Below are 12,922 nucleotides of genomic sequence, written 5' to 3' on the forward strand. Positions count from 1 at the left end.
TTTCCCTCAATACTTCTCTCCCGGCGAGTAGGTTGCTTCCGCACGTTTTAGCACATCTTCCTTATAGTAGGCAGCATCTTTGAATTCCATATCGGCGTAGCGTTGGGCCTGATCATCAAAATGAGGTGATTCTGGGTCTCCGCTCTGACCCCCGGCCAATATGGTTTTCGCTTTTACTTTATCTCCAAACTCCACGGCCGCAACAAAACTGTTCCCTCTTGTACCATAGATTTTTTTGGTATTGTTGTCGTAACGGGCGCCATATGCTGCCAAGGCTCCCCATGTACCACTGGCAAAACCAATGGGAATACTGGGTTTGTCGTCATCAAAAGGCTGACGGATGTCTCCATTCAAACGCTGATATCGGTTGATCTCGCCCCAAGGCTTTTTCCAAGTTCCAAAATCACTTTGAAGCTTGTTCAACGTTTCTTGAAACATATCCAATTTTTGAGCATCGGGCCAATCACCGCCCCAATATTCTACCCATTGCATGGAATACATGCCTTCGGGTCTTTCTGCCTTGGAATAACAAAGTGTACCGTAGTAATGCGCCAAAGTCATGGCAATGGATTCTTTTGATGTGGTAAAATCCCATTCCCTGAGTACTTCAATCGGTTCTTGCAGTTCTGGGTATGCTTTTGCATTCTCATTATAGGCTTTCACCAACCCAGGAATCAATGCCTTAAAAGCGGGCAAGTAAGGGTCATGGGCCAGCTCGATAAGTCCATCCAAGGTATATCCGCTTCGGCCGGTCAAAAGTTCTATGGCGTGGATGCCCCGAAAGTTTTCTTGGTCCCTGGACATATAATTGGGATAATCTTCTCGTTTTGGGCTGAACTCCAGCGCAGAAGTGTATGGAGTGGAGTTACAGTTTTGAATCCAACCGTTTTTTGGATTTAATACCAAAATATTTTCATCCACCGTATGCAATCCTTGCCAATCCGTTTTGGGATTGCTGCCATCCACAGGTTGGGTATAATCAAAAATAGTATCGCGTTTTGGCACAAAATTGCCGTGGAAATACGCAATGTTACCTTCGGCATCGGCATAAACCGTATTATTGGATGAATTTGTACGGATATCCATCATTTCTCTAAAACCTTCGTAGCCATCCTGTTTGGTACGAATATAGGATTGTTCCAAAGCTTTCACGGGTTCCCACATCATAGCAGAAGCGGTCCATTGGTCATCCACTTGATGCGTAATCGGTCCGTGATGGGTTCGGTACATGGGAAAGGTTTTCTCCTTAATACTTTCCCCTTGCTTATATTTTAAGGTAACCGAACTGGAATCCACAGGTCGCAGTTCCTCTCCATACTGATAAAATAGTTTTCCATCATTTTTTACGATGGTTTCCTTGAACTCATCCATCACATCGGTATACGTAGATGTATGCATCCACCCCGTTTTCTCATTGAATCCTTGGTACACAAAAAACTGCCCCCAGGTAACAGCGCCATATGCATTCAACCCTTCCTCGCTTACGACGTGCACTTCGCCCCTAAAGTAAAATGAAGTATGTGGATTGATCAAAAGCATCGCATTGCCAGATTCCGTCAAGTCTCCAGAAATAGCAATTCCGTTGGAACCTTGCGGCTCGGCCATTTCTTCCTGTTTTTTGATTTGAAGTGCTTCCATTTTGGGCAATTCCATGCCGCTTTCGTAAAAACTTTTGATTTTTCGTGTCGATATGCGTTCGATATCTCCCCCAATGGACCCCTCGCTAAAATACATGGGCATCCAAGGTTCAAAACGGGTCAACAATTTAGGTTCTACCTCGGGATGGGTATGCAAATAATAATTGATTCCATCCGCAAAGGCATCACAAAGTTCCTTCAACCATTCGGGGCTATTTTCGTAGTTGGCCTTGGCCTCCTCTTCGGTCATAAAAAGCCTTGCACGAAGATCACTGTACAACGCATCTTCCCCTTCAACCTCGGCCAAACGCCCCGTGGCCCAGATGTAGTTTTGTTCCACACGATTAAAATCATCCTCACATTGGGCGTAGAGCAACCCAAAAACAGCATCGGCATCCGTTTTTCCATAAATATGGGGCACCCCAAAATCGTCCCGTATAATGGTAATATTTTTGGCTTGTGACTCCCATTGTTCCAGCTCGGTCTGGGGTTTTTCGGAACAGGATATAAATAAAACGAGGACTGCGAGGATTGAAATTCTCATGGGTCTAAATTAGGATAAGTGGTTTTGGTTTCGCAAAAGATTCAGTTGTCAAACCTTTATAAAAACTGTTGGTTAGCTGTAAATTTAGTGAAAAGACCTTATTCCCGATCTGAAAACCGGCAGGCATTCCTGTAATGCCATGTTTTGTATCTTATTTCAATCGGTGAGTATCTTAAACCTTTGGAAAAATAGGTTCACCTTTTCTTTTTGAAGACCTTGAATAGAATAAACATTCCAATAAAAAAACCTAATATGAAGATGATAAAAGTATTGTCCATAATTAATATTTAAATCGTTTATCGTACCCATGACCCGTAAGGGAATTAGGTAAAACCAGTTTGTATAAAATACTAAAAATTGAAAACAATTACCAACTTCCGCTGGCCCCACCTCCACCGGAACTGCCACCACCGCCCGAAAAACTACTGGAACCGCTACTAGAGCCCGAGCTTGAACCAAAAGAATGGGTGCCAGAAGATGAAAAGGTCTTTTTGATATAACTCTTATCAGATTTTAAAAACGATAATTTGAAATCGTCTTTTCCCTTTTTCTTGATCTTGAGAATTGCCAATAAAATGGTGATACCAACAAATGTGATGATAACCCATATCACCCATGAAAAATCTTTGGCCAGTCCATTCAATACATCATCAAAACCAAGCAACATGGCCATGAAAAATAAGGGCAGCCCCATAAAAACAAGACCAAAAACCAAGGGAAGCAGCATAAAGGCGGACATGAAAATTCCACGAATCACTGCCAATTTTCCAATCAGCATGCCGCGGACCATTTCAATGAGGGTGGAATATCCTTTATAAAAAACAAATCCACCCGCGGCAACGAACATCATCAGGAATAGACCGATCACCCCTAGAAGCCACCAAGGCATCTCGCTCTCTGCCTCAATTTCTTGATTGAATTCCTCTAAGGCCTCGGGGTTTTTCAAAAACTCAATGATTTGGTCCGTGGCAGCATCCAATCCCTCAAAATATTGGTCTTCCTTAAATCTTGGAACCATCGTATTTCTAATTATACGTGAAGCAACTGCGTCCGTAATGTAGGGTTCCAGGCCATAGCCGACCTCAATCCGCACCTCTCTGTCCAGTTTAGAAAAGAGAATCAAAATACCATTGTCCTTACCCTCTTGGCCAAGTTTGTTTTCATTGAATACGTGCAAGGCATATTGCTCAATGGTCTCGCCCCCCAAGTCATCAATGGTCAAAACCACCAGTTGATTACTGGTCTCCGATTCAAATCGGTACAGTTTGTCCCGAAGCCCATCCAACTGTGCTTGGGTAAAAACTTGGGCATCGTCTGTAACAATTTCGGTCAATCTGGAATACTCTTGCTGTGCAGCGCACAACGAGAATATTAAAAACAAAAAACCGAACCAGTTCGTTTTTAGCATACCTCTTTTATAATTGTAGCACTTAAATATAGTGTTTGTAATTTTTCCAAACTCAAAACAAAGCGATTCGGCATCCTTTTAATTTGCCGTAACTTGCGATCTCTTTCTATATTTTGATATGCCCGATAAAAAAGTTAGCATCCTTACCGCGTTCAAGACCATAATTTGGCCCAAGCGCAAACTTGTTTTTCTTGGTCTACTTTTGATTGCCATCAGCAAAGCGGCAAGTTTTGTAGCACCGATAGCATCCAAATATCTAATTGATGATGTAATCGTAAAAAAAGACGTGACCATGCTCAAGTATCTGGTCGCAGGGGTTATGTTGGCCATACTGGTGCAAGCTGTTACTTCTTTTCTGCTGACCAAAATTCTGAGCGTTCAGGCGCAATATCTCATTTCGGAACTAAGGGCACAGGTTCAAAAAAAAGTACTGGCATTGCCCGTCCGTTTTTTCGACAATGCCAAATCGGGAGCTTTGGTATCCCGAATCATGTCGGATGTTGAGGGGGTCCGAAACCTCATCGGAACGGGTCTGGTGCAATTGGTAGGTGGTATCATAACGGCGGTTGTTTCCGTAATCCTTCTTTTGGAGATCAGTGTTTTTATGACGCTTTTTACTTTTATCCCGCTGACCATTTTTGCCATTATCGCGCTAAAGGCCTTTAAGATCATCCGACCTATTTTTAGAAATCGGGGCAAGATAAACGCCGAGGTAAAAGGACGGTTAACGGAAACCTTGGGCGGCATACGTGTGATCAAAGGTTTCAATGCGGAAAAACAAGAGGAGGAAGTTTTTGAAGTCGGTGTGGAACGTCTGTATCAAAATGTAAGAAAGAGTTTGACGACCACAGCTTTTATGACAAGCTCCTCCACCTTTTTGCTGGGTGTTGCAACCACCAGTGTTATGGGTTTTGGTGGCTATAAGATAATTAATGACACCCTTACCTTGGGTGAATTTGTTCAATTTACGGTACTATTGGGGCTTATGATCGCGCCCATCGTGCAAATGAGCAGCGTGGGAAGTCAATTGACCGAAGCTTTGGCAGGTCTGGACCGTACCGAAGAATTGATGAACCTTGAAGAGGAATCCGATGAGGAAAACCGTACGATTGAATTGGATGGAATTGTGGGGCGGATGTCATTTTCGGATGTCAGTTTCTCCTATGAAGAAGACAAGGAAGTGTTGCACCAAATCAGTTTTAATGTGGACCCGGGGCAAGTTGTGGCCCTAGTGGGCAGTTCCGGTTCTGGAAAATCCACCATTGCAGGCTTGGCGGCCAGTTTTCTAAATCCTGATTCGGGAACCATCACGATAGATGGCCAGGATCTGTCCAAGGTGAATCTGAAAAGCTTCCGAAGGCATCTTGGGGTTGTGCTGCAAGATGACTTTTTGTTTGAGGGCACTATCAGGGAAAATATTCTGTTCCCAAGACCCAATGCCAGCGAAGAAAAGTTATTGGAAGCGGTAAAGGCGGCTTATGTGGATGAGTTCACAGACCGTTTTGATAAAGGCTTGGACACCCTGATCGGGGAACGAGGTGTTAAGCTCTCTGGAGGTCAGCGTCAACGGATTGCCATTGCGCGCGCTATTTTAGCAGACCCAAAAATCTTGATCTTGGACGAGGCCACCTCCAGTTTGGACAATGAATCCGAAGCACTTATCCAAAAAAGTTTGGGGGAGCTCACCAAAGGCAGGACCACTTTTGTAATTGCGCACCGATTGAGCACCATCCGCAAAGCGGACCAGATTCTAGTCATTGAAAACGGCCACATTTTGGAACAGGGCACCCACGAACAACTGATTGCTTCCGAAGGAAGATATTTTAACCTGTTTACCTATCAAGCAAGGATTTAAGCTTCCTCTGGCGCCAATTCAACCTCTAGACCATCCAAATCCTCGGTAATATGGATTTGGCAGCCCAAACGGCTATTGTCCTTCACATTAAACGCCTCGGACAGCATGGCTTCCTCATCATCCGACTTTTCAGGAAGTTGATGGTCGGATTGTACATAGCATTGGCAAGAGGCGCACATGGCCATTCCGCCACAAATTCCAATGGTTCCTTCTGGAGCAAGTTCGTAGGAACGTACCACTTCCATCAAGTTCATGTTCATATCTGTTGGTGCATCCACTTCGTGCGAGACACCTTCACGGTCGGTTATTTTTATTTTAATGTCACTCATAATCAGTCTAGGGACACCCCTAAAGTCCCCCCAAGGGAACATTTTTACTTAAAAATTAATCGATTGCCTTAACAACGGCTTTCGGTGCTTCTTTTTTACTTCCGTCAAATCCTGTAACGCCGCCTACGGTCGTATATTTCATTACGTATTTTTTATCGGGATGTATCTTTTGATAGGCACTTTGACACATCAGCGTGGCTTCATGGAACCCGCAAAGAATCAATTTTAGCTTGCCTGGGTAGGTGTTTACATCGCCTATGGCGTAAATTCCTGGAATATTGGTCTGGTAATCGTAGGTATTGTCCACCTTGATGGCATTTTTCTCTATTTCGAGTCCCCAATTCGAAATCGGGCCCAGTTTAGGCGACAATCCGAACAATGGAATAAAGTCATCCACCTCCACATCGGTTTCTTCGGAAGTAGAAGTATCCTTGACAGTCACTTTCTCCAACCGATTTTCACCTTTGAGCGCAACCACCTCTGCGGGTGTGATCAAATTGATTTTTCCCTCATTTTTGAGTTGTTGAACCTTCTCAACGGAATCCAAAGCACCCCTAAATTCGTTCCTACGGTGTACCAAGGTCACTTCCTTGGCAACATCGGCCAAAAAGATGGACCAGTCCAAAGCGGAATCTCCACCACCTGCAATCAACACTTTTTTATCTCGGTAGGTTTCAGGTTCTTTGATCATGTAGGCCACACCGTTGTCCTCGTACTTTTCCAGATTTTCCAACAAAGGCTTTCTAGGCTCAAAACTTCCCAAACCACCTGCAATGGCAACTACGGGAGCATGATGTTTGGTTCCTTTGTTCGAGGTAACGATAAATGACCCATCGTCCAGTTTTTCAATGGTCTCGGCACGTTCGCCCAAAGTAAATCCGGGCTGGAACGGTTTGATTTGTTCCATAAGGTTATCCACCAGGTCCCCGGCCAACACCTCTGGGAACCCAGGAATATCGTAAATGGGTTTCTTTGGATATATTTCGGAACATTGACCACCTGCTTGTGGCAATGCATCTATTAAATGACATTTGAGTTGCAACAGGCCTGCTTCAAAAACAGCAAAGAGACCCGTAGGTCCCGCTCCAATTATCAGAATATCTGTTTTTATCATATACTAGAGGTTTTGGCCTGCAACTTACTGCATGCACAAAAAAAGATTCATGATTTTTATCAATTAGGAGATATTGATGACCTCTTCGATTTGAGGTGCATATTTTTTAATGGTCATTTCCACACCGCTTTTCAATGTCATTTGGTTTACACTGCAACCGATACAGTTGCCTTCCAAACGCACCTTTACGGTATTGTCCTCGATGGAAATCAACGTGATGTCGCCTCCATCACTTTGCAAAAATGGACGTATTTCTTCCAACGCCTTTTCCACATTGCTCCTTGTCTCTTCTGATGTCATTGTTGCCATGCTCATTTCTTTTTAACAGCGGAACAACCTGCCATGGTTGTTATTTTTATTGCCTCGGTCGGAGGAAGGTCTGTGTTCCTTCTCACCAATTCCTGGACTACATTTTTGGTAAGCTCTTCAAAGGCCTCTTCGGTAGGGGTAGCCGTTTGCAAAGCAGCTGGTCTTCCTATATCGCCCGCCTCCCTGATGCTCTGTACCAAAGGAATCTCTCCCAAAAATGGGACTCCCAAATCCTCGGACAGATTTTTTGCTCCGTTCTCACCAAAAATATGGTATTTGTGATCGGGCAGTTCCGCAGGTGTAAAATACGCCATATTCTCCACGATTCCCAATACGGGCACACTAATAGCTTCTTGCTGGAACATGGCCACTCCCTTTCTGGCATCGGCCAGTGCAATTTCCTGTGGGGTGCTCACCACTACGGCACCGGTTACGGGCAGGGATTGCATGATGCTCAGGTGGATATCACCTGTTCCCGGTGGCAAATCCAACAACAAAAAGTCCAATTCTCCCCAATGCGCATCAAAGATCATTTGGTTCAATGCCTTTGCCGCCATGGGCCCTCTCCAAATTACGGCCTGATTGGGCTGGGTAAAGAATCCTATGGAAAGTAGTTTTACACCATAGTTTTCGATGGGCTTCATCTTGGCCTTGCCATCTACGTTGATGGACAAAGGTTTTTCCGTGGCCACATCGAACATGATGGGCATGGAGGGCCCGTAGATATCGGTATCCAACAATCCCACTTTAAAGCCCATTTTGGCCAAGGTCACTGCAATATTTGCCGTCACTGTAGATTTTCCTACACCTCCTTTACCGGAAGCGACTGCAATGATATTTTGAATTCCGGGAATCGGATTTCCCTTGATTTGATTGACCTTGGGCTGTGCCGGAGCATCAACCTTTAGGTTGACCTTTATTTTTGCTTTCTCGTATACCTCTCTGTGGATGCATTTCAAAATTTCCACTTCGGTCTTCTTCTTTGCCTGAAGACTTGGATTTTTGATGGTCACATCCACTTCAACCTCATCACCGAAAACCTGAACATTGGTCACAGCTCCGCTCTCGACCAAATTTTGGCCTTCACCTGGGGCAGAAATTTTTTCCAATGCCTTAAGAATGTCTGTCTTTTTCAACTTCATGAATCAATTTTTTTAAACCAACTGTTTGAACTGGTTCTAAACTACAAAGATACGGTGTTGGCGTTAGATTAAGAAGTTGTGCTGTCGAATTTCAAAAAAATCAGTACTTGAATTATGAGGAATCGAATAAAGTATGTCCGATAGGCACAAAAGAGCTGGATTATTGTGTTCGTTTTTTTGAAAAAATGTAGCTTAGAAGCTGCTATTTGAAATAACCGACCAACATGCTACCAAAAACCAGAATCCCCCATTTTTTTCTATTGCTTATTTCGTTGATGTGGCTCTCATGTTCCACCAACAAAAATTCTTTCACAAAAAGAGATGTAAAAAAGTCGGAAAAATTGATTGGACTTCATTTTGCCAACAAAAAAATTGATACGCTCTATCCCTATTTAAAACGAAACCGTAGTGGTTTTGATTCCCTGCGTAAATATCCAATAGGGAATGATGTTTTCCCTGCAATTCGCTTTGACCCAACTCCTTTTGGATTTACCATGCCCGAGCAACAAAATGGAACCGAGTGGAAGATTCCAAATAATGTTGAAGTACCTGAACCTTATGATTTGTTGGCTTTTTATACGATTCCCCAACTGGCATCGCTCATCAAAAACCAAAAAATCACTTCCACGGAACTCACAAAATTTTTCTTGGCACGACTCAAAAAATATCAGCCTACGTTGCAATGCAGCATCTCCATCACTGATAGCTTGGCATTGGAGCAGGCCAAGCGAGCCGACGAAGAAATCAAAAATGGACAATATCGGGGTATCCTGCACGGGATACCCTATGGCACCAAAGATTTGATGGCGGTTCCAGGTTATCCCACCACTTGGGGAGCTGCGCCGTACAAAGACCAATTCATCAACGAAACGGCGACCGTTGTTAAAAAACTGGAGGATGCGGGTGCGATTTTAGTGGCCAAATTGGTCTCCGGGGCATTGGCCCGAGGTGATGTATGGTTCGATGGAAAGACCAAAAACCCATGGGATACCACCCAAGGCGCCAGTGGTTCCTCTGCGGGATCAGGTTCGGCAACGTCTGCAGGACTTGTGCCTTTTGCTTTGGGAACGGAAACATTGGGCTCGATAACTTCACCCAGTACGCGAAATGGCGTCACAGGTCTTCGACCAACTTATGGTAGAGTTAGTCGGCATGGAGTGATGAGCTTGAGCTGGTCCATGGACAAAGTCGGCCCATTGGGACGAAATGCGGAGGACTGTGCCATTGTTTTTGAAGCCATTCAGGGAAAAGATGAAAACGATCTTACCACGGTTGACCTTCCTTTTGGCGTGGATTGGAAAAAAGACTACAAAAACTTACGGGTTGCCTATTTGAAAAAAGATATTGAAAAAGACACTACGGAATCTGGGGACAATCTTAGAAATGCACTTAAATCCCTAAAAGAAATGGGTATTGAGCCCACAGCAGTAGAGATGCCCGAAGCAGTTCCCTATCGTGGGTTTGATATTATTTTGAGGGCAGAAGCGGGTGCTTTTTTTGATGAGCTGGTACGTTCGGGAGGTGTGGACATTATGGTAGAACAAGATCAGCGTTCGCGTGCCAATTCCCTAAGGCAAAGTAGATTTATTCCCGCGGTAGAGTATATCCAGGCCAATAGACAACGGCAGGTACTCATCCAAAAAATGCAGGATCTGATGAAGGATTATGATGTTTTGATTTCACCTACGTTTGGAAACGACCAACTTTTGGCCACCAACCTTACGGGGCATCCTGTAATTGCGGTTCCTACAGGCTTGGATGACAAAAACCATCCTACGAGTATGACGTTTGTGGGCAATTTGTACGATGAGGAAAGTATTCTACTTTTGGCCAAGGCGTTTCAGGACAATACCTCTTTTGATGAATTGCATCCTCCAGGATATTGATTCAAAGTTCTTGCGCAGGATCCCAAAAATATTTTCGAAAATCGACGATTTGATTGTCCTTTACCGGGATGCCTTCATTTTCAAGAAGCTGTTGCATAATGTTGCTTCCATCAAAATGATGCTTGCCTGTTAAAACGCCTACTCGGTTCACCACGCGATGTGCAGGAACGTCCTTTGCCAAAGAGTTGTTCATGGCCCAACCCACCATTCGGGCACTTCTTGCCGCCCCTAAATATTTGGCAATGGCACCATATGAGGTAACCCTGCCATAAGGAATCTCCTTGGCCACTTCGTAGACTTTATCAAAGAAGTTTTTCTCTTCCATGCTAGCGGTACATTATTCGAATCAGCGTAATGATCAGGAGTAAAAGCATCAAAGCACTCAGTATATAATTTGAATTTTTGGAAAAGCGATTGGTCTTGGTCTCCATTTTATCAAAATAAAAAGTATAGAGATATAAAACGGAAAATGTTCCTGCCCCTGCGGCCACAACAAAAGTGGTGATGTCCTTGGCCTCGAACTGGATCCATCCGGCCTCGTTCCACATCGCATTTAAACCACTGTAATAGGGGATGGTCAATAAATTGAGGGCCGCCAAAAGTACTCCCTTGAAAAAACTGTTCTTCTTGCTCAGATTAACTTCTTTTATGGCCTGTGCCTGAGCTTTGTTCCGTTTTGCCATAACAAAAAAGTAAACTGCAAAAAAGGCAAAAACGGCAACTGCAATCTTGAACAGAATATCGATTACCTCTGGATTCCGGTACAAAAATTTGGAAATATATACTGCAATATAGGCCTGCACCATGATGGTACTGGAAACGCCCAGACTAAATATAATTCCGTTCATTTTTCCCTTTTCCACGCTTACCTTGGCCGCGTTCATATTGAGCAAGCCTGGCGGTACGGTGGCCATAAAGGCCGCCGAAAACGTGGCAAAAAAGAGAATGAGTACGTGGGTCATCGGTTAGTGGATCCTAAATTGGATGTAGGTAATTGGTTTTCCTTTTTCAAGATACTGATTTTCGTAGAAAGTTTGAATATCAAGAACTTCGGCCGGAGCTCCTTCATTTTTATACACATCGTGGTTGGCATACAAAATTTCGTGTCCCAAACCCTGCAAAAGCCCAAGGGTATAGCCATGCATGTACTCGCTATCGGTTTTAAGATTGATAGGACCTCCTGGCTTAAGGATTTTTTTATATCGCTCCAAGAATACTGGGTTTGTCATACGGTGCTTGGTCCGCTTGTACTTTATTTGCGGATCGGGAAACGTGATCCAAATTTCGCTTACTTCCCCTGCTCCAAATAAGTCATCGACCAATTCAATCTGTGTTCGCAAAAACGCTACATTGTCCAATTTTTCCTCAAGGGCAGTTTTCGCCCCTCTCCAAAAACGTGCTCCTTTTATATCGATTCCGATATGGTTTTTATCAGGGTTTATTTTGGCGAGTCCAACGGTGTATTCGCCCTTACCACAACCCAATTCCAATACAATGGGGTTGTCGTTTCCGAAAAAAGAGGCCCATCTGCCTTTGTATTCGAATCCATCCAAAACCTCTTCCCGCGTGGGTTGCACCACATTGGCAAATGTTTCGTTCTCCTTGAACCTTTTTAGTTTGTTCTTACTTCCCACTTTCGTATCAAATTGAGCAAAAAAATAATGATTTGGCAAAACTAAGGAAATCTAAAAGCAATTCGTATTTTGTTTTTTTGTTGGCATGAATTCTTCCAAACGGATTTTGGTCGCCCCCTTGAACTGGGGACTGGGACACGCTACTAGGTGTATCCCTATTATTCATGAATTATTGCGGCACGGTCATCAACCCTATATCGCATCGGACGGCGTTGCACTATCACTGTTGAAAAAGGAGTTTCCTCATCTACCGGCTTTCGAGCTTCCGTCCTACAAAATTTCATATGCGGAAAAGCGTAAGAATTTCAAGCTGAAAATGATTTGGGATTCACCGAAGGTGCTCAAGGCCATGGCCGATGAGAAGAAAGCGGTGAAAAGATTGGTGAAAGAACATTGTTTGGAAGGAATTATTTCGGACAATCGACTAGGGGTCTTCTATAAAAAAGTCCCCTGTGTCTTCATCACCCACCAACTCAACGTGCTTTCGGGGAACACGACCTGGATGAGCTCCAAGGCGCATCAAAAAATAATTAAAAAGTTTGATGCCTGTTGGGTTCCCGATGTGGAAGAAAAACCCAACTTGACCGGAAAACTGGGCCATCTCAAAAAATCGAAATTGAACATTGCCTATTTGGGCCCCTTGAGCCGATTTGAAAAAAAGGAGCTTCCCATCACCCACGATCTCATGGTTTTGCTCTCTGGACCCGAACCACAACGTACGATGCTCGAAGAAAAATTATTGAAGGAATTACAAGGGTTTGAAGGCAACATATTATTTGTGAAGGGCAAAATCGAGGATGAACAGGTCCAAGAGGAAATCAAGACAGAGAAAGGAAGAATACTGCACTACAATTTTATGAAGTCGGACGAATTGGAAAGCGCTTTGAACCAAAGCGATAAAGTGCTTTGCCGATCAGGGTACACGACCGTTATGGATCTTGCAAAATTGGAAAAGAAGGCCTTTTTTATACCCACACCGGGGCAATATGAGCAAGAATACTTGGCCAAACGAATGCAAAAACAAGGACTTGTCCCTTTTTCCAGTCAAGAGGATTTTACTGTGA

The 12,922-nt window shown here is 43.8% G+C and carries 11 protein-coding genes and 1 pseudogene; 3 read left to right on the forward strand and 9 right to left on the reverse strand.

Going from position 1 to position 12,922, the window contains the following annotated elements; all coding sequences use genetic code 11:
* Positions 1-6: 6 nt before the first annotated feature.
* Both SD449_RS10675 and SD449_RS10680 read right to left on the reverse strand, forming a co-directional pair.
* A complete protein-coding gene (locus SD449_RS10675; protein ID WP_318310542.1) occupies positions 7-2,181 on the reverse strand; it encodes an acylase in 2,175 nt (724 codons plus the stop codon).
* A 367-nt stretch (positions 2,182-2,548) separates the two neighbouring features.
* Positions 2,549-3,589 carry a TPM domain-containing protein gene (locus tag SD449_RS10680; RefSeq protein ID WP_318310544.1) on the reverse strand — a complete coding sequence of 347 codons (1,041 nt, stop codon included), beginning with the start codon at positions 3,587-3,589 and terminating at the stop codon, positions 2,549-2,551.
* A gap of 118 nt (positions 3,590-3,707) precedes the next feature.
* Between SD449_RS10680 and SD449_RS10685 the strand changes: the two genes are divergently transcribed.
* Positions 3,708-5,444, forward strand: a complete 1,737-nt coding sequence (locus tag SD449_RS10685; RefSeq protein ID WP_318310545.1) for an ABC transporter ATP-binding protein — start codon at positions 3,708-3,710, stop codon at positions 5,442-5,444.
* Here SD449_RS10685 and SD449_RS10690 read toward each other — a convergent pair.
* The 4 genes from SD449_RS10690 to SD449_RS10705 form a co-directional block, all read right to left on the reverse strand.
* The gene (locus tag SD449_RS10690) at positions 5,441-5,773 is read right to left on the reverse strand and encodes a 2Fe-2S iron-sulfur cluster-binding family protein (RefSeq protein ID WP_207030643.1); all 333 of its coding nucleotides are present in this window, start codon (positions 5,771-5,773) and stop codon (positions 5,441-5,443) included. The two genes, SD449_RS10685 and SD449_RS10690, sit on opposite strands and share 4 nt — an antisense overlap.
* Positions 5,774-5,828: 55 nt before the next feature.
* Positions 5,829-6,887 carry an NAD(P)/FAD-dependent oxidoreductase gene (locus SD449_RS10695; protein WP_318310547.1) on the reverse strand — a complete coding sequence of 353 codons (1,059 nt, stop codon included), beginning with the start codon at positions 6,885-6,887 and terminating at the stop codon, positions 5,829-5,831.
* Between the two features lie 63 nt (positions 6,888-6,950).
* Entirely contained in the window at positions 6,951-7,187 is a 237-nt protein-coding gene (locus tag SD449_RS10700) for a NifU family protein (protein WP_108246045.1), read from the reverse strand.
* A gap of 11 nt (positions 7,188-7,198) precedes the next feature.
* Entirely contained in the window at positions 7,199-8,338 is a 1,140-nt protein-coding gene (locus SD449_RS10705) for an Mrp/NBP35 family ATP-binding protein (protein ID WP_207030645.1), read from the reverse strand.
* Between the two features lie 224 nt (positions 8,339-8,562).
* Between SD449_RS10705 and SD449_RS10710 the strand changes: the two genes are divergently transcribed.
* Positions 8,563-10,224: an amidase gene (locus SD449_RS10710; protein ID WP_318310549.1), complete on the forward strand. Its 1,662-nt coding sequence runs from the start codon at positions 8,563-8,565 to the stop codon at positions 10,222-10,224.
* Position 10,225: 1 nt separating this feature from the next.
* On the opposite strand, the gene SD449_RS10715 is transcribed toward SD449_RS10710, so the two are convergent.
* The 3 genes from SD449_RS10715 to trmB are packed head-to-tail and all read right to left on the reverse strand — an operon-like array spanning position 10,226 to position 11,858.
* Entirely contained in the window at positions 10,226-10,549 is a 324-nt protein-coding gene (locus tag SD449_RS10715) for an MGMT family protein (RefSeq protein WP_207030647.1), read from the reverse strand.
* A 1-nt stretch (position 10,550) separates the two neighbouring features.
* A complete protein-coding gene (locus SD449_RS10720; RefSeq protein WP_318310550.1) occupies positions 10,551-11,186 on the reverse strand; it encodes a LysE family transporter in 636 nt (211 codons plus the stop codon).
* 3 nt (positions 11,187-11,189) lie between these two features.
* Positions 11,190-11,858: a tRNA (guanosine(46)-N7)-methyltransferase TrmB gene (trmB, locus tag SD449_RS10725; RefSeq protein WP_318310552.1), complete on the reverse strand. Its 669-nt coding sequence runs from the start codon at positions 11,856-11,858 to the stop codon at positions 11,190-11,192.
* Between the two features lie 721 nt (positions 11,859-12,579).
* Here trmB and SD449_RS10730 point away from each other — a divergent pair.
* Positions 12,580-12,921, forward strand: a pseudogene (locus SD449_RS10730) (glycosyltransferase); the annotation flags it as partial.
* Between the last annotated feature and the right edge of the window lies 1 nt (position 12,922).

Origin of the sequence: Flagellimonas crocea (assembly GCF_033441595.1) — a bacterium.
In the GTDB taxonomy this organism is placed as follows: Bacteria; Bacteroidota; Bacteroidia; order Flavobacteriales; family Flavobacteriaceae; genus Flagellimonas; species Flagellimonas crocea.